The following is a 24,637-nucleotide window of genomic DNA, read 5'->3' as shown; positions in this document are numbered from 1 at the left end:
CACGTTCACGGGGGCAGGCGGGACGCAAAACTATCCGAGCGTGACGCCGCAGGCGGCGGGCCAGGAGAGGCCAGACAGGGTGTCGCCGCGCGGCTTGTATTCGCAGCCGATCCAACCCGTATAGTCCGTCTCGTCGATCAGACGGAAGATGCGCGCGTAATCGAGCACCGATCGGCCCGGCTCGCCGCGGTCGGGCGGGTCGGCACACTGGTAATGGCGCACGAGCGGACCGAACTCGCGGATCGCCTGCTCGACGTCGCCTTGCATCACATGGCGGTGGTAGAGATCGAGCTGCAGGCCCAGGTTCGGCGCGTCCACCGCCCTGATCACGTCGCGCGCCTCCTCGGTGCGGGTCAGGACATAATCCGGCATGTCGCGCGTGTTGATCGGCTCGATCAGGATGTCGACGCCCTGGGGCGCGGCCCAATCGGCGGCGAGACGCAGGTTGGCCAGGTAGGCGTCGCGCGTCGCGCCGTGCGCCGCGAGCCCGGCCATACAGTGGAGGCGCAGACAGCCGAGCGTCTCGGCATACCTCAGCGCGAGATCGACGGCGGAGGCGAACTCATCCTCGCGGCCAGGGAGCGCCGCGAAGCCGCGCTCGCCCTTGTCCCAATGGCCGGGCGGCAGGTTGAACAGCACCATCTCGAGACCCGTCGCGTCGAGGCGCGCGCGGATCTCGCCGGCTGGGACGGCGTAGGGAAACATGAACTCGACGCCCTTGAAGCCCGCGCGCGCTGCCGCCTCGAAGCGATCGAGGAACGGCAGGTCGGTGAACAGGAAGCTCAGATTGGCGGCGAAGCGCGGCATGGCGGATCTCTGCAGGGCCCAGGTCAGGGCCTCGATCAATCGAACGACGGGCGGGATCGGCGCAGCTTCTTCACGCCGCCGCGCTTGACCTTCGAATCCACGCGGCGCGCCTTGGCGGCGCGGCTCGGCTTGGTGGCGATGCGCTTTTTCGGGACATGGAGGGCTTCGCGTACGAGCGCGGCCAGGCGCGCGCGGGCATCCTCCCGGTTACGCTCCTGCGTGCGGAACCGATCGGCGCGGATGACGAGCACGCCGTCGTCGGTCACGCGGCGCCCGGCGAGACGCTCGAGGCGGTCCCGTACGGGCGCGGGCAGGCTCTCGGAACGGCGCACGTCGAAGCGCAGCTCGACGGCGGTCGAGACCTTGTTGACGTTCTGCCCGCCCGGCCCCGAGGCGCGGATGAAGCGCTCCTCGAGCTCGCGCTCGTCGATCGACAGGCTGTTCGTGATCTCCAGCATGGCGCGGGTTTAGCAGAGATTTGAGCGGTGTGCAGGGGGCAGACGGTCTGTTTCGGCGGGAACTGACGTGGGCAGACTTTTGGCGCATGTCCGGGCCAAACTGGACCGCCCGGAGGACCCCATGCTTTCCATGTTCGAGCTTGTCATCAACGGCTTTGTCGCCTTCGCCGTGCTTCCGCTTGCCGTCGCGTCCCTCGCGACGGGCTCGAAGCCGCCGGAGCACTCCGTCCTAGGCAAGTATTATCGCGCCGAAAGGCACCTCATGCTGGTCGGCAACCTACTCCTGCTTTCCATCGGTGCCGTCGCCATCACCAAGCTGCTTACGCATTTCGGATTCGTCAGCGCAGAGCTCGGCGAGACCCTCGATACCGGGCTCAGCGTGCCGCTGATGGGTCTCGTGATCATTTTCCTGGTGTTCGTGGTGCGCGCGTTTCTCAAGGTGCGCCGCGCGGAAAAGGCCGGCTGACGTTCGGTGCCGCTCCTAAGTGGAACCATGGCCATGCCAGCAATCGGCGTATCTGGACTCCGGCCTGCGCCGGAGTGACGTTGAGTTTAGATCGTCGCGTCCCACGACGACGTCATCCCGGCGAAGGCTGGAGTCCAGGCACGCTTCCGCATGCCCCGAGTCACTCTTCCGCTTGAAACGGAAACAGGCTAACCGGCCATCAGACGTGCGACGCAGTCCGCGACGCCCTGCTGCCAGGCCGGAAGGCGGAGCGCGAAGGTGCGCTCGAACCTCGCGCAGGAAAGCTCGGCATTCATCGGCCTCGGCGCCGGCGTGGGGCAGCTTGCGGAGGCAATCGGCTCAAGCGGCACCCCGGGCCTGCCGTGCCGGGCGGCAGAGGCGATGAGCTCGCCGGCAAAGCCACACCAGGACGCAGCCCCCGTCCCGGCTGCATGGTAGACGCCCCAGGCCGGACTGCTCAGCTCGCCGGCCGTGATCTTGCGGGCGACATCGAGGATCGCGGCCGCGAGGTGCGGCGCGTAGGTCGGGTTACCGTGCTGATCGGACACCACGCCGAGCGGTGCGCCGCCGGTCGCGGTGTCCAGGATCCGGGTCGCGAAATTGCGGCCGACGGGGCCGAACACCCATCCGGTGCGGATGATGACGTGCTGCGGGTTCGCCGCCGCGACCGCCCGCTCGCCGTCGAGCTTCGAGCGGCCGTAGACCGTCGCCGGGCTCGGCGTGTCGTCCTCGTCGTACGGCGTGGCCTTGGTGCCATCGAACACGTAGTGCGTCGAGAGATGGATGATCGGAACGTTGCGCCGCGCCGCGGCCTCGGCGAAGAACCCTGCGCCGTCCCTGTTGAGGGCGAAGGCAGCCTCCCCATCCGTCTCCGCCTTGTCGACGGCCGTATAGGCGGCGGTGTTGACGACGATGGTCGGCGACAGGTCGTTGAAGGCACGCGCGATCGAGCGCGGGTCGCGCACGTCGAGCGCCGGCCGGCCGGCGGCGAGCGCCTTGATCTCGGCGCGGGAGGGGGCCGCCTCGATCAACGCGCGTGCGACCTGCCCGTGCCAGCCGGCAATCAACACTCGCATGGACGTTCCTCGCGCCTGCTGCCCCGCTTCGCCCCATCATAGCAGCCTCCCGGGCCGACGATGTGGCGGGCGCGTCAAAGCGCGGCCGGCGCGTCCGCGGCAGGCCGCATCAGGCGCAGGCGGCGAGGCGCACGGCGGTGGCGTCGGGCATGACGGCCGATTGCGGCATGGCTTGGAAGGATTGGGGTTGGAAAGACTGGGGCTGGAAGGGCGGAGGCTGCATCGCCTGCGGTGCGGCGTGCGGCATGGGCGGCGGCATCGGCTGCGGCGGCATCGCGTGCTCGAACGGCTCGCGCAGAGGCCGGGCCAGGGTGCCGCCCAGCGCGCCGCCGATGATCTCCTGATCCATGCCGTGCTCGAGGCATTCGTGCGCCAGATCGTGCGCGTACTTGACGAGCGCCTCATGCGCGGCGGCGCGGAACGCCTCGACGAAGGCGGCGCGGGCGCGGCTGCCGGCCACGAAGCCCTCGCTTCCGACCAGCTCGACCGTGTACTCGGAGCCCGACACCCGCGTGACGCCCAGGATCAGATTGCGGACGGCACGCAACTCGCGCTCGAACTCGAACGCCAGATCCCTCTTCATCGCCATGAAAACCGACAGCTTGCCCATCTCGAAATCCCTCTCGAACCCTCACGATTCGCCTGAGATCGAAGCTCGGTTCATTCGCTTTACAAATGGTTAAAATCCGCCCCGTTTTGGGTTGCCACTGGTTCAATTTTTAACAGCAATATCATATATTTGACGTCATACAGAGGGCGCAGCAACCCGAGCGTGGCAGGCGGCCTTCATGCGTTTTTCTCAACGCCACCAAGCCTTAAGATCGCGCACGATCTCGCGCGCGGCGTTGTGGCCGGGCACCCCCGTCACGCCGCCGCCCGGATGGGCGCCTGAGGCGCAGAGGTAGAGGCCTGGAAGCGGCATGCGGTAGTCGGCATGCCCCAGCACCGGACGCATCGCGAACAGCTGGTCCAGCGACAGGGCGCCGTGGAAGATATCGCCGTCGATCATGCCGAAGCGCTGCTCGAGATCGAGCGGCGACAGCACCTGGCGGGCGAGGACGGAGGCTTTGAAGTTCGGGGCGTGGCGCGTCACGGTGTCGATCACGAGATCGGCGAAGGCCTCCTTCTCGCGGGGATCGGACCACGCGCGCGGCGCGGGCAGGTGCGGGGCGACGTGTTGTACGAACAGGCTTGCCACGTGGCGGCCGGGCGGCGCCAGCGTGTCGTCGAGCGTCGACGGGATCAGCATCTCGACGACCGGCGCCTTCGACCATCCGCCCGCGCGTGCGTCGAGGTAGGCGCGCTCCAGGTAGTCGAGCGTGGGACCGATGACGATGCCGGAGGCGAGGTGGTCGGTGCCGTCCCGGTTCGGCCGGCAGGTGAAGTCCGGAAGCTCGGACAGCGCCACGTTCATGCGGAAGGTGCCGGAGCCGGACTTCAGGGTCGCGAGGCGTGTCTCAAGGGCGGGCTCGACGGCCCCCTTGGGCACAAGGCGCGAGAACAATAGCTTCGGCGGGACGGCGGCCGCGACGGCGCGGGCGCGGACGATCTCGCCCGAGGCGAGCACGGCGCCCGTGGCGCGTCCGCCCGCGACGGCGACCTCGCGCACCGCCGCGTCGGTGCGGATCTCGGCGCCCTTCTCGCGGGCCGCCGCCGCGATCGCGGCGCTGATGGCACCCATCCCGCCGACGGCGTGTCCCCAGACGCCCGCCTTGCCGTTCACCTCGCCGAAGCAATGGTGCAGGAGCACATAGGCGGTGCCGGGGGTGGACGGGGCGGCGTAGGTGCCGACGATGCCGTCGAAGGCGAAGGCCGCCTTGACGGTCTCGTCCTCGAACCAGCGGGCGAGGAAATCCGACGCGCTCTCGGTGAAGAGCCCGGCGAGATCGCGCTGCGCCTCGCGCGGGAGCCCGAGGATGGAGCGCGACAGGCGCAGGCCCTTCCAGAGCTCGCTGAGCCCGCCGCCGGCGTTGGGCGGGGTTTCGAGCACCAGGCGCTTCAGCACGCTCGCGGCCCGGTCGAGGGCTGCGTCATAGGCCGGGAGGCGCGCCGCGTCGTGCTTCGAGAAGGCGGCAAGCGCCCGCTGGCGGGCGGCGAGCCCGTAGGGCATGACGAGCGCCCGGCGGTCGTCGACGGGCCAGAAGTTGGCGATGGCGCGCTCGACGATCCTGAGGCCGTGGCGAGAGAGCTCGAGGTCGCGGATGACCTTCGGGTTGAGCAGGCTCACGGTGTAGGCGGCCACCGAGTTGCGGAAGCCCGGGTGGAACTCCTCCGTGAAGGCCGCGCCGCCCACGTGCGCGTTTTTCTCCAGCACCACCACCTTGAGGCCGGCCGCAGCCAGATAGGCCGCGGCGGTCAATCCGTTATGGCCGCCGCCGATGATCGCAACGTCGTGCACGTCCATCCTCCCGCACCGCTCTCGAACAGAGGACTACATCGGGCTTAACCCCACGTGCAAACGGAGGCGTGGCCGCGCTTGCGGGTTCCGCCGATCGTTGGGCCCGACGCGACGAAACGGCAGACGCGGCAACTGTAGGACGAGAGGCAGCCCCGATAGCTGCCGCCTTTCTTGAAGTTGCAGGTGATAATGGTCTGGCAGTCGCGGCCGGGGTTGATCGACCCACCCGGGCCTTCCTGCGCCCATCCGTGGCCGGCTCCCCACAGTCCGGCCCCGAGGATCAGCATCAGACTTGCGACGCCGACGGTGGCTTTGCGCAAAGTCGTCATGGCGTTGGCCTCGTGGCTTCATCCACGGCGCCGAGTTTCTGCCTCTTATGGAAGACTGACAACCGGAGATCGCCGTCGCGGCCCGGCACGGGCGAGCCGCCAGCCGCTTAAGGTAACCAAAGCGTGACGGGCCCCTGATCGGGGCAGCGAGATCAGGCTCGGTGCGGACAATTGCGCCCGAACCTACTCTCTTGCTCCGGTCGCTATTTCGGCGCCCGCTGCGATCGCCACACTCCGCCCTCGCGCTGAACCAGACGCCAATTGCGGGCGGCCACCTGCGTGCCCTTTGCCGTGCGGTACGCGGGAACAGAAAGATGAATGGCATCGCCCGCCTTGCGCCATTCCGCAATCACGGTCACCCCATCGCCGAACGCGACCAAACACTCCGCGCCGGTTCCCGCGTCGTCCTCGACGCCAACGCGGCCACCTGGAAACGCATGGCTATGGGGAAACACAAAACGCATCGTCCGACACGTTTACAGCAATGGGGTCACACCGGCAGCGCCTTTATCCAATCGCCCGCCCGGTACTGAAGTGTAGCATGAATAGCGATCTGTCCCGGAACGATTGTTCCGGGCCCGATGCGCGTTCCCGCGCAAAAGCGGAAACAACCCGGAGTGCTGCGGTTGGCCTTCGCCCGGCCGCCGACTTTACTCGGCGGCGAGCTTCTTGCCGGGCTGGACGAGCGCCATGTAGTCGTTGAGCAGCGTTTCAGAGATCTGGCCGGGCTTGAACCTGAAATCGCCGATCTCGGAGACCGGCGTCACCTCGGCCGCGGTGCCGGTGATGAAGCACTCCGAGAAGGAGGCAAGCTCTTCCGGCAGGATGGCGCGCTCGCGCACCTCGACGCCGCGTTTCTTCGCCAGCGCAATGACGGTGCGGCGCGTGATGCCGTCGAGGAAGCAGTCCGCCTCCGGCGTGTGAATGACGCCGTCCTTGATGAAGAAGATGTTGGCGCCCGTGCACTCGGCCACGCGGCCGCGCCAGTCGAGCATCATGGCATCGGCGTAGCCCGCGCGCTCGGCGCGGTGCTTCTCGATGGTGCAGATCATGTAGAGGCCCGCAGCCTTCGCACGCGCCGGCGCCGTCGCCGGATCCGGGCGGCGGTACTTGGCCATGCCGATGCGGATGCCCTTCAAGCGCTGCTCCATGGGGAAATAGGAACCCCATTCCCAGGCAGCGATGGCGAGATGGGTCTTGGTCTGCTGCGCCGAAATGCCCATCTGCTCGCTGCCGCGCCAGGCGATCGGACGCACGTAGCAATCGACGAGCTTGTTGGCGGCCATCGTGTCGCGGCACGCCCGATCGATCTCGGCCACGCTTTGCGTGATCTCGAACTCGAGGATGCGGGCGCTCTCGACCAGACGCTCGGAATGCTCCGTCAGCTTGAAGATCTCGCCGCCGTAGGCGCGCTCGCCCTCGAAGACCGCGCTGCCGTAGTGGAGCGCATGGGTCAGGATATGGATATTCGCCTCGCGCCAGGGAACGAGCTGGCCGTCCATCCAGATGAAACCGTCGCGATCGTGGTAGGGAACGATCTCAGCCATGATAACGTCCTATTCAGCTCCGCATTTCGGGTTCGGCGCGGGAGCCCGGGACTTTTCGTCGAGCCGGGTCCTTGCCGCCATCGGGAAAGCCGCAGTGAGATCGCAGAGCGCCGGCGCTCCATCCTGCGCCGGGCCCGGGTCTCGGCGGCCCCTTGAAAATGACTTGCCAGGAGTATCAATGGCCTTCAAATATGTCAACATGGCTGACATAACTCGAGACCCGCCCGTAACCCGGCGCAGCGGCCCTCAGCGCGGCGACGCGGAGGGGCGGGCGGACGCGGAGCGGGCGGACCTCATCACCCACGTCGAGCTCCTGTTCTTCGCCTACCGCGACTTCACGGGCGATCCGGACGCCGTGCTCGCGCAGTACGGGTTCGGCCGCGCCCATCACCGCGTGCTGCACTTCGTGCACCGCAATCCCGGCCTCAGGGTCGCCAATCTTCTCGAAGTGCTGAAGATCACGAAGCAATCGCTCGCCCGCGTGCTGAAACAGCTCGTCGGCGAGGGCTTCATCACGCAGAAGGCGGGAGCGGAGGATCGCCGCGAGCGCCTGCTCTACGCGACGGTCAAGGGCGCGCGATTGGCCGAACGGCTCACGGCGCTGCAGGTCAAGCGCGTGGAGGCAGCGCTTGCGGCCGCCGGCCCTGACGCCGCGGCGACGACGAAACGGTTCCTGCTCGCCATGATCTCGGAGGCCGACCGCGCGCAGGTCGAGGCGCTGGTGCGCGGCTCGCAGACAGGAGACACCCTCAGCGAGGAGACGCAGCGATGACCTCGTTAGCCGGCCAACGCGCAGAACCGCTGCCCGACGACGCGCCCCACGTGCTGATCGTCGACGACGACTTCAAGATCCGCGACCTGCTCGCGCGCTACCTCTATTCGCAAGGCTTCCGCGTGACGACGGCGGGAGACGCGGAGATGGCCCAGGCGTCGCTCCGCGGGCTCGATTTCGACATCGTGCTGCTCGACGTGATGATGCCCGGCATCAGCGGCATAGAGCTTGCCCGCGAGATCAAGCGCCATCGCGACATCCCGATCTGCATGCTGACGGCGCGCGCCGAGCCCGAGCAGCGGATCGAGGGTCTCGAAGCCGGCGTCGACGACTACGTGTCGAAGCCGTTCGAGCCGCGCGAGCTTCTCCTCAGGCTGCGCAACATTCTGCGGCGGGGACAGACGGCGCAGTCGGCAGCGGCCGCCCCGTCGGACGAGGTGCGCATGGGCACGCTCGTGTTCCACATCGCGCGCGGGGAGCTCAAGCGGAACAACGAGACCGTCAAGCTCACCGAACGCGAGCGCGATCTCCTCAGGCAGTTCGCGCAGAAACCAGGCGTGCCCATCCAGCGCCACGAGCTCGCCACGGAGGATACGACCGGCAACGACCGCGCCATCGACGTGCAGATCAACCGTCTCAGGCGCAAAATAGAAACCGACCCCTCGAACCCGGTCTACCTGCAGACCGTGCGCGGCAAGGGGTACATCCTCTACGCGGATTGAGCCCTTGGATCTCCTCGGCCCCTTCAGCAACGCATCGGGGCGCGCCGGAAAAGCGTTGGGGCGCGCGGGAAAATCAGTCCGGTCGCTCATCGGTCTCACCGCGGCGGTGCTCGAGCCGCTTCGCGACTGGCACAAGAGGTTCCTCCGCCTCCTCTCCCACTCGATGCCCAAGGGCCTCTACGCCCGCGCGCTCATCATCATCATCGCACCCATCGTCGTGCTCGAAGGGGTGATCGCCTTCGTCTTCATGGAGCGGCACTGGCAAAACGTGACGCGGCGCCTCTCGGAGACGACGGCGCGTGACGTTGCGGCGCTGATCGACTTCTACGACACGGCGAACCCGGGCGAATACGACGAGATCATCCGCATCGCCCGCGACCGGCTCAACCTGTCCATGCAGATCCTGCCGCCGGGCGATCTGCCCGAGGCGCGGCAGAAGCCGTTCTTCGATCTCCTCGACCGGGCGCTCTCGCGCGAGATCTCGCGGCAGGTCAAGCGGCCGTTCTGGGTCGATACGGTCGGCCAGTCGCGGCACGTGGAGATCCGCGTGCAGCATGCGGATTCGATCCTGCGCTTCCTGGCCGTCCGCACGCAGACCTATGCCTCGAACTCGCACATCTTCCTGCTCTGGATGGTGGGATCGAGCGTGATCCTGCTCACGGTCGCGGTCATGTTCCTGCGCAACCAGATCCGTCCGATCCTGCGGCTCGCCGATGCCGCCGACGCCTTCGGAAAGGGGCGGCCGGTGCCGGACGACTTTCAGGTGCGCGGCGCGCGCGAGGTGCGCCAGGCGGCGGCCGCGTTCATCGAGATGCGCAACCGCATCCGCCAGCACGTCGAGCAGCGCACCACCATGCTGGCCGGCGTCAGCCATGACCTCAGGACCGTGCTGACGCGTTTCAAGCTCGAGCTCGCCTTCATGGGCGAGGGACCCGACGTGCAGTCGCTCAAGGCCGACGTCGACGAGATGCAGCACATGCTCGAGGACTACCTCGCCTTCGCCCGCGGCGACGGCGGCGAGGAGGCCAAGATGACCAACCTCACCGAGCTCCTGGAAGAAGTACACGAGGAGAGCCAGGTCTACGGCACGTCGATCGAGCTCAAGCTGCGCCGCCGGCGCGGCGACATCGTGCTGCCGCTCAAGCGGCAGGCGTTCAAGCGGGCGATCACCAACCTCGTCTCGAACGCGGTGCGCTACGGCGACCAGATCGTGATCCGCGCCGCGACCGAAGGGGCATGGCTCAGGGTGGAGGTCGACGACAACGGGCCAGGCATTCCCGCCTCGGAGCGTGCCAACGTCTTCAGGCCGTTCTACCGGATCGACCGCTCGCGCAACCAGGACGAGGGAAACAGCGGCCTCGGCCTCGCCATCGCGCGCGACATCGCAAAGAGCCATGGCGGGGACATCACCCTCGGCACGAGCTCGATGGGCGGCTTGCGCGCCATCATCTCCGTTCCGCTTTAGGTCATGGAGCGGAGGCCGCGCGCATGGACCAGGAAGAAATCTTTCGCCGCCTCGCCGTCGGGCTGGCCATCGGGCTGCTGGTCGGCCTCGAGCGCGGCTGGCAGACCCGCGAAGAATCCGACAACCAGCGCGCGGCCGGGCTCAGGACCTTCGCGCTCACGGGTCTGCTCGGCGGCATCTCAGGGGCGATCTCCGCCGTAAGCTCGCCGGTCGTGCTCGCCTTTGCGCTCCTGGCCTACACCGGGGCGATGGCGGCGTTCAGCTATCTCGAAGCGGTCACGGAAAAGAACTTCAGCGTCACCGGCGTGGTCGCCGGCATCCTCACCTTCATGCTCGGCGCCTATGCCATGCTCGGCAACGAGGTCGTGGCGGTCGCGGCCGCCGTCGCCATGGCGATCCTGCTGGCCTTGCGGGACACGTTGCACGGCTGGGTGCGTACCCTCACGTGGCCGGAGCTGCGCAGCGCGCTGATGCTGCTCGCGATGACGTTCCTGCTGCTGCCGACCCTGCCCAACCGCGCGATCGATCCCTGGAACGTCCTGAACTCCGCCGAGCTCTGGCTGCTCGCGATCCTGATCGCGGCCATCTCCTTCGCGGGCTATGTCGCGATCCGGATCTTCGGCGACCGCAAGGGCGTGGCCGTCGCGGCACTGGCGGGCGGGCTTGCATCGTCCACCGCGGTCACGCTGTCGTTCGCACGGCTTGCGCGCGAGCATCCGGAAAGCACGCGGCTCCTCACCGGCGGCATTCTCCTCGCGGGCGCGACCATGCTGGCGCGGATCCTGGTGCTCGTCGGGCTCATCAAACCGGAGCTGCTGGGCGCGCTCATCTGGCCCGCGCTGGCGGCGGGAGCCGTTCAGCTCGCCGGCAGCGGCGTGCTGCTCTGGAAGGGCGAGAGCGGCTCCGCCGAGCAGTCCCTGGTCGACATCCGCAGCCCGTTCGATCTCGGAACGGTCCTGAAGCTCGCCGCTCTCATCGCCATCATCATGCTCGTCGCAAAAGCCATGGCGGACCGGGCAAGCTCCGCCGGCCTCTACCTGCTTGCGGCCATCTCCGGCATCGCCGACGTCGATGCGCTCACGCTCTCCATGGCCCGTTTCGCGGGCGGGCAGGTGACGCTCCCCGACGCCGTGACCGCCATTCTGATCGCGGCCGGCGTCAATACCGCCGCCAAGGCGGCGATGGCGGCCGCCGTCGGCGGGCGCCATGTCGGTCTTCTCGTCGGCGCCGTCAGCGCGGCGGCGATCGCGGCCCTCGCGCTCGCGGCGCCGAGGCTGAGCTGACGCCCTGATCCTCCGGCGTGCGCCGCTCCCAGTCCTCGCTCACGCGATGTTGAGTTCTGTCCCTCCGCGAATTTTGTAACGTTATTTCATCTCGTCTCCAGACCGGAGGCATCCCTTTTGAAGGGAGCGGTCCCGCCATGACTTCACGCCGATCCAAGATTTGGCCGTTGGCCTTGCTTGCGGTGACCCTCGGCCACTCCGCCGCCGCCGCGGAGACCGTGTCGCAGGAGACGCCCACCGTCGACGCGTGCGCCAGGACCGTGGGTGCCATGGGCGCCGCCCTGGGACATGCGGCCGACGTCGCCCCGGACGGGCGCCCGATCTACCGTTTCCTCATGCGCCAGAACGGGCTCGACTACGATGTCCTCTGCGACGCGGCCTCGGGCCTCGTCAAGGACGTCACACCGCGTGCAACACGCTGATTCTACGGACGTTTCCCCTATCCATAGTGACCGGACCGGGGGGCTGGTCCGCTGTGCGTTTTGCGGCACACTCCGCTACACAAATCCGTGACTGGGAAAAATGCCGCGTTGCGCCAATTGTTACAGTATAGCATAGCTTGAAGCGTCGGGTGACGCCGCACTTGCGGCAGCGTCGAGCCCGAGCAGCCGGGTAAGCGGGCCGCCACCTGCGCATCCGGCGCGATGTCCGAAGCGGCGCGTGGAACGGACGGGCTCTCCTCCTTGCCTTGTCAGGTTCCGCCGACGACGGCGTCGAAGGGATCCGGTCGCCGGAGCCTTCGGGCTCATCCGGGTCGTTATTTTGAGGTCACGTGGCCGCGGGCGTGGTCGTCATGACACGCCATGATCATTTCGCCAGCTCGCGGCTGCGCCCCATCCCCGCCAGAACGGCTTCGGTCAGCAACGCCTCGAGCCCGCCGTCGGCCATCAGGACGGCCAGGGCCGCCGCGGTCGTGCCGCCCGGCGACGTCACGTTCTGACGCAGAACGGCAGCATCCTCCTCGCTCCGCGCCAAGAGTTCGCCCGCGCCCGACACGGTGGCGCGCGCTAAGCGCCTTGCGAGGGGGGCTTCGAGCCCGGCGGCGAGGGCCGCTTTCTCCAGCGCCTCAGCCAACAGAAAGACGTAGGCGGGGCCGGAGCCCGAAACCGCCGTCACGGCGTCCATCGCGGCCTCCTGGTCGACCCAGGCCACCTCGCCCACGGCCGCCATCAGGGCATCGCAGAGCTCTCTGTGCGCCGGCGTCACGTGGCCGTTGGCCACGCAGACCGTGATGCCGCGCCCGATGGCGGCGGGCGTGTTCGGCATGGCGCGCACGATCGCGGCGTTCGCCGGGAGATGGGCTTCGAAGCTTCGGAGCGTGCGGCCGGCGGCGATGGAGACGGTCAACGTCCGGGGATCGGCGAGCCGCGCAACGGGCGGGAAGACGGCGTCCATCACCTGCGGTTTCACGGCGGCGAGGATCACGCCTGGCGGCGCGGACACGCTCTCGATCCGGGGCGCGGCGGCGAGCCCGTGGCGCGCGAGGATGGCGGCGATCTCCGGCGGCGGGGCGGGGTCCTGGACGAGGACGCGGCGCGGGTCGAGGCCGTTGGCGATCAGCCCCTCGAGCAGCGCGCCGCCCATCTTGCCGGCTCCCACGAGAAGGAGCGGTCCATCGAATGAAAACGTCATGGCGATCCCCGACCGGCTGCGCCCGGCGAGGTCACCCCCCGACGACGGCTTCACCGCCGGATCGAAAATCCGGCGCGGCCGCGTCCCGGGCCCACGCTCAGGCCTGGCCCTCGGTCTGGAACATGGTCGAGACGAGGGCTTCCCGGCTCTCCTTACCCGCCCAGACGACGAACTGGAAGGCCTGATAGTAGCGCTCGCACGCCTCCAGAGCCGCCTTGAGGATCGCCTCGCACTGCCCCGGCGTCACCACGGCGCCGTTGAGCAGGAGCGCGTGGCGGAACATGACCAGCCCCTCCTGGGTCCAGAGATCGAAATGGCCGAGCCAGAGCTGCTCGTTGATCTGGGCGATCAGCCGGTACATCTCGTTCAAGCGCGTCTCGGGCACGCGGAAATCGAACGCGCAGGCGAGGTGCAGCGCCTCGAGGTCGTCGCGCCAGTTGAGCGAGACGTGATAGTCGGTCCAGTTGCCGCCAACGACCAGCGTGAGCTCGTCATCGGCCATGCGGTCGGTCGCCCAATCATAGGTCGCGGCGAGCTCTTCGACGAGATCGATCGGGTGGATGAGGCGCTCGTGGCCCTTCTCGGACGATGCCATTCTGGCTCCTTGGAACCCGGCGACCTTTCGTGTCCGCCGGCAGCCGTTACATAGCCGCCGACTGCGCGCTCGGTCCATGACGGGAATGGGGCGGAACGCGACTTGTCCCAGGGGTTTTCTTCGCGTGCGCGCTTCCGATCGAGAGACCGCGTCCGCACCCGAAGCACTCAAGCCGCGTGACGAAAACAGAGGGACCTGCGAGTCGCAAGACAACGGCGCCTTTGTCCACGAGCAATGCGCCAACGCATCGGGACGACGCGGCTTCGACGCCTCTCCCCACGCACAAAGGGACGCGGACGTCTTCGTTACATGTGGATAGGGCCGCGGCGCACTCGACAACGGCGGCGAAGCAGTCCGCCCGTCACGCGCTCTGCGACGGCTTGCCCTCGAGGCTCGCGATCCGCGCCTCGAGCGCGACGATAAGACCCGCGAGGCGCTCGTTCTCGAGGCGGGCTTTCTCGGCCATCGTCCTCACGGCCTCGAACTCCTCGCGCTTCACGAGGTCCATACCCTGAAACATACGCTCGGCCTGCGCGCGAAACAGGCCCTCGGCCTCCTGGCGAAGCCCCTGGGCCGCGCCTGCGGCGTCGGTCATCAGCTTGGCCACCTCGTCCAGCAAGCGGTTCGACGTCTGTGTCATCGGCATTCCTTCCTGTCTGGCAAAGCCGCGCCGAGGCGCCGCGGGGCGCCAGGGCCATCCTGTCGCGTCGGGGGGACTATGGTGGCTCCCTGCGGAGCGTTCAAGCGGCGGGACGCCGTCGTTTAAGGGGCGGGACGCCATCGCTTGACTCGCACTCCGAGACCCGGCAGCGTCCGCCGCGCAATCGGCAACCGCAGGCGGCAACAGGGTTCGAGCCCAGGCGCCCCATTGCCTGATGTCTCTGCCTGCTGCCCCTTACCCAGGCCCGCCATGACCCTCTACGCCATCGCGTTTCCCAACTTCGATCCGGTCGCCATCTCGATCGGGCCGCTCGCCATCAAGTGGTACGGCCTCTCCTATCTCGCCGGGCTCATCCTCGGCTGGGCCTACATCCGGCGTCTGCTCGCGACGCCGAGGCTCTGGCGCGACAACACCCCGCCCTTCGGCGTGACGAAAGTGGACGATCTCCTGCTCTACATCACGCTCGGCGTGGTGCTCGGCGGGCGCCTCGGCTACGTGATCCTCTACGAGCCCGGCGCCTATCTCGAGTCTCCCCTCGACGTCCTTGCCGTCTGGAAGGGCGGCATGAGCTTCCACGGCGCCTTCGTCGGCTGCGCGCTCGCCATCTGGCTGTTCGCGCGCCGCCAGGGCGTCTCCATGTTCAGCACGACGGATCTCTGCACGGCGGCGGTGCCGATCGGGCTCTTTTTCGGGCGCCTCGCCAACTTCATCAACGGCGAACTGTTCGGGCGCGTCACGGACGTGCCGTGGGCGATGGTGTTTCCGCACGCCGCGGCGCTCTATCCCAACGTGGAGCCCGCAACGCGCCATCCGAGCCAGCTCTACGAGGCCGCCCTCGAAGGGCTGGCGCTGTTCCTGGTTCTGCGCCTCCTGACGCACGCGTTCGGCGCGCTCAAGTCGCCCGGCCTCGTGACGGGAACGTTCCTCACGGGCTATGCGCTCGCCCGCTCGTTCGCGGAGGCGTTCCGGGAGCCGCACGCCGTGCACCTCTTCAACATCGGGCCGTTCACGGCGGGCCAAGTCTACTCGCTCCCCATGCTCGCGCTCGGGCTCTACCTCATCTGGCGCGCCCGGCGCAGCGGCGCGCCGTTCGGCCCATGACCGACACGCCGCTCGCCACGAAGCTCAAGGCACGGATCGCGCGCGACGGGCCGATCGGCGTCGCCGACTACATGGAGGCGTGCCTCGGAGATCCGGAGCATGGCTACTACCGCCGGCGGCCGGCCATCGGTGTCGCGGGTGACTTCGTCACGGCGCCCGAGATCAGCCAGGTGTTCGGCGAGCTGATCGGGCTCTGGTGCGCCGTCGTCTGGCAGCAGATGGGATCGCCGCCGCGCGTCAACCTCGTCGAGCTCGGTCCCGGGCGGGGCACGCTGATGCGCGATGCGCTTCGCGCCACGCGCGTCGTGCCGGGATTTCGCAACGCGCTTTCAGTGCATCTCGTGGACAGCAACGCGACGCTGCGTGAGACGCAGGCGACGACACTTACGGACGCCGGCGTGCCGGTCACGTTTCACGAGGACGCCCAAGACGCGCGCCTGCCGGATGGCCCGACCCTTCTCGTGGCCAACGAGTTCCTCGACGCGCTGCCCATCACGCAGGTTGTGTTCGTCGGCGGGCAATGGTGTATGCGCCACGTGACCATTGCGGACGACGGCGGCTTCGCCTTCGTTGCCGATGCGGCCTCAGGACCGGCACCTGTCGCCGCGCCAAGCGGGCCCACACCGCAGGAGGGCGACGTTCTCGAGGTGTGCGCCCATCACGCGCGGTTGGCGGAGACGCTGCTCGCCCCCCGTGCCGCGCGCGGGCCGCTCGCGGCTCTGTTCATCGACTACGGACACGCCGCGACCGCCTTCGGCGACACGCTGCAGGGCGTCGCCGGACAAGCTCACGTCTCCCCGTTCCACGCGCCCGGAGAGACGGACCTCTCGGCACAGGTGGATTTTGAGCATTTCGCCGCGGCGTGCCGCGGCGCGGGGCTCTTGACCGACGGGCCGTCGCCGCAAGCCGAGTTCCTCGGCCGCCTCGGGCTCATCGAGCGCGCGTCGCGCCTAATGGCGGCCAATCCCGCGCGCGCCGCCGAGATCGAGGCCGGCGCGCTGAGGCTCATCCAGCCCTCCGGCATGGGCTCGCGCTTCCTCGCGCTCGGCGTGCACTCACGGGAGGTCCCGGCGCTGCCCGGGTTGGGGCGATAGGCATGCGGCCCGCTCGTGGTTTATGGTCGCCTCCGTCCGTAACCCAGGCACCGCGAGACCCATGCTGACCCCACTCGAGGCCGACAGCCTTTCCATCCTGCCCGGCATCCGCCACGGCTTCTTCACGCGCCAGGGCGGCGTCTCAAGCGGGCTCTATGCGAGCCTCAACTGCGGGGCCGGCTCCAAGGACGACGCGGTGTCCGTGAGCGAGAACCGCTCGCGCGTGGCGCAGCACCTCGGCGCTTTCGCAGAGGACGTCCAGACCGTTTACCAAGTCCACAGCGCCACGGCGCTCGTCGTGGACGCGCTCGTGCCCCGCGAGGCCCTGCCCGAGGGCGACGCGCTCGTGACACGCACACGCGGGCTGGCGCTCGGCGTCCTCACGGCGGACTGCGCACCGGTCCTGCTCGCGGACGCGGATGCGGGCGTCGTCGGCGCGGCCCACGCCGGCTGGCGCGGCGCGCTCGGCGGCGTGCTCGAGGCCACGGTCGCGGCCATGGAGGGCCTCGGCGCCGACAGAGCCCGGATTTTTGCGGCCCTCGGCCCCACGATCAGCGCCAGGGCCTATGAGATCGGCCCCGAATTCGCCGCCGCGTTCCGGGACGCGGATCCGGACAACGCGCGCTTCTTTACCATCCCCAAGGGGCGCTCGACGCCGCACTTCGATCTGCCCGGCTACGTGATGGCCCGACTCGGCGCGCTCGGTCTCAAGCATGTCGAGCGCACCGCGCCGTGCACCTATGAGAACGAATCGATGTTCTTCAGTTTTCGACGCGCAACGCATCGAAAAGAGGCCGATTACGGGCGCCAAATCTCCGCCATTGTTGTGGCTTAACTGCAAAATCCACAGTCAGGCTGTGGATGGTGCGGATAGAATTAGCCACGTCGCCGGTTTCATCCCGATTCCTTCTGGACGCATGGCGGGTGTCTGGATAGAGGATTCTTAAGAGGGTACCGGCAGCGTCAAAAGAGGGAAGGCCGCAAAGTTTGTACGCCGGCCGCCGGGGAACAGCGGATCATTCATAGGGGGACGTCATCGTGACGACCATTGATGCTGCTGCGGCATGGCGTGGAAACAAGTCAGTCGTGTTTGCAGTTCTAACGGCTTTCGTGGGCTTCAGCCTCGGAGGCTGCGAGACGGGCGCCAATCTGTTCGCAAACAGCGAAGATCCCAGCGCCTCGCCGCTCGCCATGGGAACGCCCTCGACGGCCACCACCTCGCAGACCGCGAAGATCGCCGTCGCCCCCGTCATCGGCGCCCCCGATACCGTCGCCAGGCAGCTCGAGTCGCAGGTCGCGAGCGCCGTCGAGGCGCAGAAGATCACGGTGGCGCGCGATCCCAACGCGAAGGCTGACTACACGCTGCGCGGCTACGTCGTATCCGCGCGCGAGAAGGGCCGCACCAAGGTCTCCTACATCTGGGACGTCACCGACGCCTCCGGCAAGCGCGTCAATCGCATCACCGGCGAAGAGGTGCTCTCGGGCACACAGTCCAAGGACCCGTGGGCTTCGGTCACGCCGCAGGTGGTCAACACCATCTCGAGCAAGACGGCCGGCTCGCTGGTCACCTGGCTGCCGACGCAGGGCGCGGGCGCCGCCGTTGCGACGAGCACGCCTGCGTCGACGGGGACGACGTCATCACCCGCCGCAACGCCGCTCGCCTACTCCGCACCGGCAACGCCTTCCGCCGCCGGCGGCCCGGCCGCCACGACGACCGGCAGCATCGCGCGCGAGGGCAGCGTGACCGCCATGGTTCCGAGCGTCGTCGGCGCTCCGGGCGACGGAGGCGTCGCCCTGACCAGCGCCATCCAGCGCGAGCTCACCCGCAGCGGCATCGCCCTGACGGATACACCCAGCGCCAACACCTACAAGGTCGAGGGCAAGGTCGTCGTCGGAGAGGGGCAGAACGGCAAGCAGCCGATCCAGATCGACTGGAATGTGAAGGACCCGAAGGGCAAGAAGCTCGGCACGGTCTCGCAGAAGAACGAGATTCCTCAAGGATCTCTCGACGGCGCCTGGGGCAAGACGGCCGACGCCGCCGCCTCCGCCGCCGCGCAGGGGATCGTGAAGCTCCTGCCGCAAACGAAGGTCAACTGACCCATGCGCCGGCCGACCCTCCTGATGGATGGCGGCCACATTCGATCAGAGTCTGCTAAACATGCCGGGCCCGGGTGGTTTACACACCCGGGCCCGCGCGTTAGAAGGCGCGCCATCGAACCGTCGCATGAGGAGCTTTCATGCCATTCGACGTGCGGCATGACAGCGGCAAGGGCGCCCAGACCATGAAAATCGTTGCCGGAAACAGCAACCGGCCGCTCGCCGATGCCATTGCCAAATATCTCAAGGTGGCGCCCGCCAAATCCCAGGTGAAGCGCTTCGCGGACATGGAGGTGTTCGTCGAGATCCAGGAGAACGTGCGCGGGCAGGACGCGTTCGTCATCCAGTCGACGTCGTTCCCGGCCAACGACAACCTCATGGAGCTCCTGATCCTCATCGATGCGCTGAAGCGCTCCTCGGCGCGGCGGATCACGGCGGTCATCCCCTATTACGGCTATGCGCGCCAGGACCGGAAGCCCGGCCCGCGCACGCCGATCTCGGCCAAGCTCGTCGCCAACCTCATCGAGCGCGCCGGTGCGGACCGCGTGCTGACGGTCGATCTGCACGCCGGCCAGATCCAGGGCTTCTTCGACATCCCGACCGACAACCTGTTCGCCGCCCCCGTCATGGTGCGCGACATCGAGGAGCACTACGGCACCGAGAACCTCGTCGTCGTCTCGCCGGACGTCGGCGGCGTGGTGCGCGCCCGCGCGCTCGCCAAGCGCATCGACGTGCCGATCGCCATCTGCGACAAGCGCCGCGAGCGGCCCGGCGAATCCGAGGTCATGAACGTGATCGGCGACGTGGACGGCAAGCGCTGCATCCTGATCGACGACATCGTGGACAGCGGCGGCACGATCGTGAACGCCGCCGATGCGCTCATCGAGAAAGGCGCGACCGAGGTCACGTGCTACGTGACGCATGGCGTGCTCTCGGGGGGAGCCGTGTCGCGCATCCAGAACTCCCGGCTCAAGCACCTCGTCATCACGGATTCGATCCTGCCGACGGCCGCCGTCGAGGCCGCGCGCAACATCCGCGTGCTCTCCATCGCGCCGCTGCTTGGCGAAGCGATCCTGCGCACCTCGCGCGAGGAAAGCGTCTCGAGCCTGTTCTACTGAGCCCGTCGCACAGCCCGCCCCTCGCCCGGACGCAAGGTCCATGCGGAGCATGACCAGCGGCGTTCGAGCCGATCGGCGCGCGCGGAGGCGCGGCGTGCGCCGGGTTGGTCTAGAGAGTTTCCGTTTCAGATGGAACAGCGGTTCGACATGCGCAAGCCCGTCTGGACTCCGGCCTTCGCCGGAGTGACGTTGAGTTTGCGTAGCCGGCCTGCATACAAATGACGTCATCCCGGCATCATGGCGGAGCCGTGCTCCGCATGGACGGCCGGGATCCAGACACGCCAATTGCTCGCATGACCATGTTTCCACCCAAGTCGGAACGACTCTGAGAGGGACCGCAGAAAAGAACCGGCGCGGGTTTCCCCGCGCCGGCCAGATATCGTTTTGATGTTTCACGCTTGCCTTATGGCAGCGCATAGACCGTGAGCGTGCCACCGAGATCGGTGTACTGCCTGAGGCCCGCATAGTTGCCGACCGCACCCAGGCCGTCCGTCGGCTTGTCGAGGCCGGCCGCAAGGCCGATACCGGCCCAGCCACCGACACCCGAGAGGATGGCAATGTACTGCTTGCCGTTGACGGCATAGGTCATCGCGTTGCCGATCGAGCCGGACGGCAGGCGATGCTTGAAGAGCTCCGCTCCGTCCTTCTGATCGCGGCACTTGAAGTAGCCGTCGAGGGTGCCGTGGCAGGCGATGCCGCCAGCGGTGGTGAGCACGCCCGACCACACCGAGAACGGCTCGTCGATCGCCTTGATGATCTCGCCCTTGGCGGGATCCCAGATCGTGAACTTGCCGGTGCTGGTCTGGCCCTCGGGCGGGAACATCGACAGCGTCGCGCCAACATACGGCTGGCCCGGCGTGTACGAGACCTTGAACGGCTCGTAGTCCATGCAGACGTTGTTGGTCGGGATGTAGATGTATCCGGTCAACGGCGAGTAGGACACCGGCTGCTGGTCCTTGAAGCCCAAGGCCGCGGGGCAGATGTTCTTCGAGTTGACGTCGGGACCATTGAGGAACGTCGACTTCGAAGCGACCACGGTCGGACGACCGTAGTTCGGTTTCGACTTGTCGAGCTCGACGCCCGTCGACCAGTTGAGGGCCGTGTTGTAGGGCTTGGCGACGAGCGGCTCGCCGGTGAGGCGATCGATCGTGTAGCCGAAGCCGTTACGGTCGAAGTGCGCGAGCACGTCGTGCTTGGCGCCGTTGACCTCGAGGCCGTCCAGAAGAACGGACTCGTTGACGCCGTCGTAGTCCCACTCGTCGAACGGTGTCATCTGGTAGGCCCACTTGGCGATGCCGGTGTCGGGATCGCGGGCAAACAGCGTCATCGACCACTTCTGATCGATCTGCTTGCCGTCCGGCCCGGCACGCTGCGCGGGATTCCAGGTCGAGGGGTTACCCGTGCCGTAGTAGTAGAGGTTGTTCACCGGATCATAGGCCGCATACCCCCAGATGCTGCCGCCGCCGATCTTCCACTGATCGCCGGTCCAGGTCTTGAGCGAGGAGTCCTTGCCGACCGGCTTGCCGAGCGACATGGTCTTCTCCGGATCGACGAGGATGTCCGCGTCGGGGCCCATCGAGTAGGCGCGCCACAGCCGTTTGCCGTCCTTGAGGCTGTAGGCGGTAAGCGAGCAGCGGACGCCGAACTCGGCCCCCGATGTGCCCATCAACACCTTGTCCTTAACGATGGTCAGGCTGCCGGTGTGGGTCTCGCCCCGCTTCGGATCGCCGTTCACGGCTTTCCAAAGCTCCTTGCCGGTCTTGGCATCAAGCGCGACCAGGGTCGTATCGGCCTGGCCGAGGATGATTTTTCCCTCCGCATACTGGACGCCACGGTTGATCGTGTCGCAGCACATGACGGGAATGACCGACGGGTCCTGCTTCGGCGAGTACTTCCACAACACCCGCGGGCCCTCGGGGTTCGAGATGTCGAGGGCGAAGACGTTGTTTGGAAACGCCGTCGTGACGTACATCCTGTCGCCGAGGACGAGCGGGCCGCCTTCGTGGCCACGGAGGACACCAGTCGAGAACTGCCACGCAACCTTCAGATCCTTCACGTTCTCCGTGTTGATCTGATCGAGCTTCGAGTAACGCCAGCCGTTGTAGCTGCCCTGCTGCATCGCCCAGTTGTTCGGATCAGACGTGTTCTTGATCACGTCGTCGTTCGCGAACGCGGGTGACGCTGCAGCCAGTGCGGCAACCGCCGCGGCTGGACATGCCCACTTTCTCATTTTTTCCTCCACGTGCTAACGTCACCAACGGTGACGTTGCTTGAAGCCCACTTCGGACGTTGCCGGGAGGATGAAGAGAAGCGCGCCTTCCGCGATTGCAAGCGTGGCAAAGCTCTTCGCACGGTCGCGCTCTTTCATCCTCCCAACTTCCTGAGATGATGAAAGCGTGAGCTTCGCTACGGCAGGAAACAGTGCACGATCCCTACCGCGGCCTCCAGAGTGTTCTGGAGGTCATCATCGCAGTAGGAATCATCGGCCATCGGGGCGGTTATGAGGGAGATTCCATTCCCTAGGCCCGGGATCTTTGTCCCGAACTTGCGGGATACGTTAGTGGGAATACGGAGGGAGTCAACGTGAATCTTCACGTCGCCGTGAGCGTTCGTGAAATCTTCGCGGCACTCCCATCCATCCCACGCAAACCGTGACCGTGCGGCGGACACGGTGACAGTCTCGGCGCGACAGGCTCAGCGTGACAGGCCCTTGGCCTTGAGGTCGGCGAGGTACTCGGCCCAGCGCTTCTCCTTCTGCAGCGACAGCAGGTGAAGGTAGGACCACGTGAAGAGGCCGGTGTCGTGGCCGTCGTCGAAGACGATGCGCACCGCGTAGTTGCCGATGCCGCGCAGCTCCCTGATCTTGACGTTCTTCTTGCCGGCGACGGTGACGCGCTGATCCTTGGAATGGCCTTGCACCTCCGCCGACGGGCTCATGACGCGCAGGAACTCGGCGGCGAGCTCGTGCTCGTCCTTGGTGGCGAACGAAACGCGCAGCGCCTCGCCGCCGTGTACGATGTCGAGCCGCGGCGGCTGCATGCCGCGGCCAGCAGCCTTCTCGAGCTCGGCCCAGGCTTTCGCCGCGATCTCGCGGAAGGCTTCCGCGCTCGGGCTCTCGGGCGCCGTCGCGGTGACGGGGCGACCATTGTCCGACGTCTCACGCACCTCGATGGTGAGCGGCACCTCGCCCAGGAACGGCACGCCGAGCTTCTCGGCCTCGATCCTGGCGCCGCCGTGGCCGAAGATGTCGTAGCGCTTGCCCGTATCGGGCGCGATGAAGTAGCTCATGTTCTCGACGATGCCGAGCAGCGGCACGCTCACCTTCTTGAACATGGCGAGACCCTTGCGCGCGTCGATCAGCGCCAGATCCTGCGGCGTCGAGACGATGACGGCGCCGGCGAGCGGTACCTGCTGGGCAATGGTGAGCTGCACATCGCCCGTGCCCGGAGGCATGTCGATCACCAGCACGTCGAGGTCGCCCCACAGCACCTCGCGCAGCATCTGGTTCAGAGCGCTGACGACCATGGGGCCGCGCCAGACGATCGGCGTCCCCTCGTCCACCATGTAGCCCATGGACATGGACTTCAGGCCATAAGCCTCCATGGGCAGCAGCTTGTTGCCGTCGGTCTCGGCGGGCTTGCCGACGATGCCAAGCAGGCGCGGCTGGGAGGGCCCGTAGATGTCCGCATCCATGATGCCGGTCTTGAGGCCAATGGCCTGGAAGCCGAGCGCGAGGTTGACGGCGACCGTGGATTTGCCGACGCCGCCCTTGCCGGAGGCGACCGCCACGACATGCTTCACGCCCGGGACGCCCTGCGTCTGGCGCGCCGGCGTGCCGGCCGGGGCGCGATGGGCGGCGTCACCCGCCGCTCCATGCGCGCGCGCTTCCGCTACGCGCGCATGCTCGCGGCCGTTGCCGGCGGGGGCGGCATTCGCCTGCGCGGGACGCGACTGCGCCTGCGCGGGACGCGACGCCTGTCCGGGGGCGGCCTCGGCCGTCAGCACGGCCACCACGCCGGCGACGCCCTCGATCTCCTTCACGACCTTCTCGGCCGCGCCGCGCAAGGGCTCGAGCTCCTCGGCGCGGGCCGCCGGCACCGTGATCGAGAAATAGACGCGCCCGTCCTTGACCAGGACATCCGAGACCAGCCCGAGATCAACGATGTTGCCTTCGAGATCCGGGCCCTTGACGCGCCTCAGCCGCTCGACGACCTCAGCCCTCAGATCGGACATGCCCTCACTCCTCGTACGTTCTTGTTCTTCCAACAATCCCGAGGGATCGCTCTCACGCCTGCCCTACGGCATGCGCCGGAAACCTGCAAGGCCGGTTCTCCGCAGTTCTCCCCCGCGCTTCGATCAGATATAGGGATGCGGCCGGCGCTTCACCACACGGCGCGTCGGCCAGGGAGAGGGAATGCATGAAGAGGCTTCTGGCCTTCAGCCGCCTGATCGACCGGATCTCTGGTGCCGTCGGCCGCTCCGTCGCATGGCTGATCGTCGCCGCGGCCCTCATCAGCGCGGGCAACGCTTTCGTGCGCAAGGCGTTCGACTGGAGCGCCAACTCGCTCCTCGAAGTCCAGTGGTGGCTGTTCGCTCTCGTGTTCCTGCTGGCAGCTCCCTGGACGCTGGCGGTCAACGAGCACATCCGCATCGACATCCTCAACAGCCGGCTCTCCCCCGCGACACGCAACAAGATCGAGCTTCTCGGCCACACCCTCTTCCTGCTGCCGATGGCGGCGCTGATCGCCTATACGTCGGTCATCTTCTTCTCGACCTCGCTCGCGCAGAACGAGCAGTCGCCGAATGCCGGCGGACTGCCGCTGTGGCCGATCAAAGCGCTGATCCCGGTCGCGTTCGCGCTGCTGTTCGCGCAGGGGGTGTCGGAGCTGATCAAGCGCATCGCCATCATGCGGGGCGACCTCCCCGAGACGATCGGCCACGGCGGCTATCACGAGACGGTGGTGGCGGCCGGCGAGGGACATAACGGCGACACGGCGGACGGTGGGCGATGAGCGA

Annotated in this window: 25 protein-coding genes and 1 riboswitch; of the genes, 13 read left to right on the top strand and 12 right to left on the bottom strand. The window is 67.5% G+C overall.

Translation table 11 applies throughout. From position 1 onward, the window contains the following. Positions 1-30: 30 nt before the first annotated feature. On the bottom strand, positions 31-807 hold the full coding sequence (gene otnI / locus V7082_RS00745; protein ID WP_334145479.1) for a 2-oxo-tetronate isomerase: 777 nt from the start codon (positions 805-807) through the stop codon (positions 31-33). A gap of 35 nt (positions 808-842) precedes the next feature. Further along, on the bottom strand, positions 843-1,265 hold the full coding sequence (gene arfB, locus V7082_RS00740) for an alternative ribosome rescue aminoacyl-tRNA hydrolase ArfB (protein WP_334145477.1): 423 nt from the start codon (positions 1,263-1,265) through the stop codon (positions 843-845). A gap of 121 nt (positions 1,266-1,386) precedes the next feature. Between arfB and V7082_RS00735 the strand changes: the two genes are divergently transcribed. Then, a complete protein-coding gene (locus V7082_RS00735) occupies positions 1,387-1,731 on the top strand; it encodes a hypothetical protein (RefSeq protein WP_334145476.1) in 345 nt (114 codons plus the stop codon). A gap of 188 nt (positions 1,732-1,919) precedes the next feature. On the opposite strand, the gene rfbD is transcribed toward V7082_RS00735, so the two are convergent. The 4 genes from rfbD to V7082_RS00715 all read right to left on the bottom strand — a co-directional run bounded on the left by rfbD (position 1,920) and on the right by V7082_RS00715 (position 5,534). Continuing rightward, positions 1,920-2,807, bottom strand: a complete 888-nt coding sequence (gene rfbD, locus V7082_RS00730; RefSeq protein WP_334145475.1) for a dTDP-4-dehydrorhamnose reductase — start codon at positions 2,805-2,807, stop codon at positions 1,920-1,922. A 109-nt stretch (positions 2,808-2,916) separates the two neighbouring features. Continuing rightward, complete coding sequence (locus V7082_RS00725) at positions 2,917-3,417, bottom strand: hypothetical protein (RefSeq protein ID WP_334145473.1); 501 nt, start codon at positions 3,415-3,417, stop codon at positions 2,917-2,919. 189 nt (positions 3,418-3,606) lie between these two features. Then, the gene (locus V7082_RS00720; RefSeq protein WP_334145471.1) at positions 3,607-5,211 is read right to left on the bottom strand and encodes a phytoene desaturase family protein; all 1,605 of its coding nucleotides are present in this window, start codon (positions 5,209-5,211) and stop codon (positions 3,607-3,609) included. A 38-nt stretch (positions 5,212-5,249) separates the two neighbouring features. Continuing rightward, on the bottom strand, positions 5,250-5,534 hold the full coding sequence (locus V7082_RS00715; RefSeq protein ID WP_334145469.1) for a hypothetical protein: 285 nt from the start codon (positions 5,532-5,534) through the stop codon (positions 5,250-5,252). 314 nt (positions 5,535-5,848) lie between these two features. Here V7082_RS00715 and V7082_RS00710 point away from each other — a divergent pair, with 314 nt between their 5' ends. After that, positions 5,849-6,067, top strand: coding sequence for a hypothetical protein (locus V7082_RS00710; RefSeq protein WP_334145467.1), 219 nt, complete (start codon positions 5,849-5,851; stop codon positions 6,065-6,067). Positions 6,068-6,184: 117 nt separating this feature from the next. Here the strand turns inward: V7082_RS00710 and V7082_RS00705 are convergent, their stop codons facing one another. Beyond that, positions 6,185-7,081: a branched-chain amino acid aminotransferase gene (locus tag V7082_RS00705; RefSeq protein ID WP_334145466.1), complete on the bottom strand. Its 897-nt coding sequence runs from the start codon at positions 7,079-7,081 to the stop codon at positions 6,185-6,187. A 178-nt stretch (positions 7,082-7,259) separates the two neighbouring features. On the opposite strand from V7082_RS00705, the gene V7082_RS00700 reads away from it, so the two are divergent. The 5 genes from V7082_RS00700 (at position 7,260) to V7082_RS00680 (ending at position 11,745) form a co-directional block, all read left to right on the top strand. Then, a complete protein-coding gene (locus tag V7082_RS00700; protein WP_334145464.1) occupies positions 7,260-7,853 on the top strand; it encodes a MarR family winged helix-turn-helix transcriptional regulator in 594 nt (197 codons plus the stop codon). Beyond that, entirely contained in the window at positions 7,850-8,575 is a 726-nt protein-coding gene (locus tag V7082_RS00695; RefSeq protein ID WP_334145463.1) for a response regulator transcription factor, read from the top strand. The genes V7082_RS00700 and V7082_RS00695 overlap by 4 nt, the downstream gene beginning before the upstream one ends. Before the next feature lie 106 nt (positions 8,576-8,681). Beyond that, on the top strand, positions 8,682-10,040 hold the full coding sequence (locus V7082_RS00690; protein WP_442909736.1) for an ATP-binding protein: 1,359 nt from the start codon (positions 8,682-8,684) through the stop codon (positions 10,038-10,040). A 23-nt stretch (positions 10,041-10,063) separates the two neighbouring features. Next, entirely contained in the window at positions 10,064-11,323 is a 1,260-nt protein-coding gene (locus V7082_RS00685) for an MgtC/SapB family protein (protein ID WP_334145460.1), read from the top strand. A 137-nt stretch (positions 11,324-11,460) separates the two neighbouring features. Beyond that, positions 11,461-11,745 carry a hypothetical protein gene (locus V7082_RS00680; RefSeq protein WP_334145459.1) on the top strand — a complete coding sequence of 95 codons (285 nt, stop codon included), beginning with the start codon at positions 11,461-11,463 and terminating at the stop codon, positions 11,743-11,745. 385 nt (positions 11,746-12,130) lie between these two features. Here the strand turns inward: V7082_RS00680 and proC are convergent, their stop codons facing one another. The 3 genes from proC to V7082_RS00665 form a co-directional block, all read right to left on the bottom strand. Then, on the bottom strand, positions 12,131-12,955 hold the full coding sequence (gene proC / locus V7082_RS00675) for a pyrroline-5-carboxylate reductase (protein ID WP_334145458.1): 825 nt from the start codon (positions 12,953-12,955) through the stop codon (positions 12,131-12,133). 97 nt (positions 12,956-13,052) lie between these two features. Further along, on the bottom strand, positions 13,053-13,550 hold the full coding sequence (locus V7082_RS00670; protein ID WP_334145457.1) for a YbjN domain-containing protein: 498 nt from the start codon (positions 13,548-13,550) through the stop codon (positions 13,053-13,055). A gap of 361 nt (positions 13,551-13,911) precedes the next feature. After that, positions 13,912-14,190, bottom strand: a complete 279-nt coding sequence (locus V7082_RS00665) for an accessory factor UbiK family protein (protein WP_334145456.1) — start codon at positions 14,188-14,190, stop codon at positions 13,912-13,914. Between the two features lie 270 nt (positions 14,191-14,460). Between V7082_RS00665 and lgt the strand changes: the two genes are divergently transcribed. From lgt to V7082_RS00640, 5 genes are all read left to right on the top strand, one after another. Continuing rightward, on the top strand, positions 14,461-15,312 hold the full coding sequence (gene lgt, locus V7082_RS00660) for a prolipoprotein diacylglyceryl transferase (protein WP_334145455.1): 852 nt from the start codon (positions 14,461-14,463) through the stop codon (positions 15,310-15,312). Then, positions 15,309-16,406 carry a class I SAM-dependent methyltransferase gene (locus V7082_RS00655; protein ID WP_334145453.1) on the top strand — a complete coding sequence of 366 codons (1,098 nt, stop codon included), beginning with the start codon at positions 15,309-15,311 and terminating at the stop codon, positions 16,404-16,406. Before lgt ends, V7082_RS00655 begins: the two co-directional genes overlap by 4 nt. Before the next feature lie 61 nt (positions 16,407-16,467). After that, positions 16,468-17,241: a peptidoglycan editing factor PgeF gene (gene pgeF, locus V7082_RS00650; protein ID WP_334145452.1), complete on the top strand. Its 774-nt coding sequence runs from the start codon at positions 16,468-16,470 to the stop codon at positions 17,239-17,241. A 203-nt stretch (positions 17,242-17,444) separates the two neighbouring features. After that, the gene (locus V7082_RS00645; RefSeq protein WP_334145451.1) at positions 17,445-18,503 is read left to right on the top strand and encodes a hypothetical protein; all 1,059 of its coding nucleotides are present in this window, start codon (positions 17,445-17,447) and stop codon (positions 18,501-18,503) included. 185 nt (positions 18,504-18,688) lie between these two features. Beyond that, positions 18,689-19,621, top strand: coding sequence for a ribose-phosphate pyrophosphokinase (locus V7082_RS00640; RefSeq protein WP_334145562.1), 933 nt, complete (start codon positions 18,689-18,691; stop codon positions 19,619-19,621). 403 nt (positions 19,622-20,024) lie between these two features. Here V7082_RS00640 and V7082_RS00635 read toward each other — a convergent pair whose 3' ends face one another. Beyond that, positions 20,025-21,851 carry a PQQ-dependent dehydrogenase, methanol/ethanol family gene (locus V7082_RS00635; protein ID WP_334145449.1) on the bottom strand — a complete coding sequence of 609 codons (1,827 nt, stop codon included), beginning with the start codon at positions 21,849-21,851 and terminating at the stop codon, positions 20,025-20,027. A 236-nt stretch (positions 21,852-22,087) separates the two neighbouring features. After that, positions 22,088-22,150: riboswitch (Fluoride riboswitch) on the bottom strand. Between the two features lie 165 nt (positions 22,151-22,315). After that, on the bottom strand, positions 22,316-23,854 hold the full coding sequence (locus tag V7082_RS00630; protein ID WP_334145448.1) for a P-loop NTPase: 1,539 nt from the start codon (positions 23,852-23,854) through the stop codon (positions 22,316-22,318). A gap of 185 nt (positions 23,855-24,039) precedes the next feature. Here V7082_RS00630 and V7082_RS00625 point away from each other — a divergent pair, with 185 nt between their 5' ends. After that, positions 24,040-24,633 carry a TRAP transporter small permease subunit gene (locus V7082_RS00625; protein ID WP_334145447.1) on the top strand — a complete coding sequence of 198 codons (594 nt, stop codon included), beginning with the start codon at positions 24,040-24,042 and terminating at the stop codon, positions 24,631-24,633. The last annotated feature ends 4 nt before the right edge of the window (positions 24,634-24,637 follow it).

This window comes from Hyphomicrobium sp. (assembly GCF_036833075.1).
Taxonomy (GTDB): domain Bacteria; phylum Pseudomonadota; class Alphaproteobacteria; order Rhizobiales; family Hyphomicrobiaceae; genus Hyphomicrobium_C.
The sequence above is the reverse complement of the archived record's forward strand: the minus strand, read 5'-3'. Positions and strand labels throughout refer to the sequence as shown.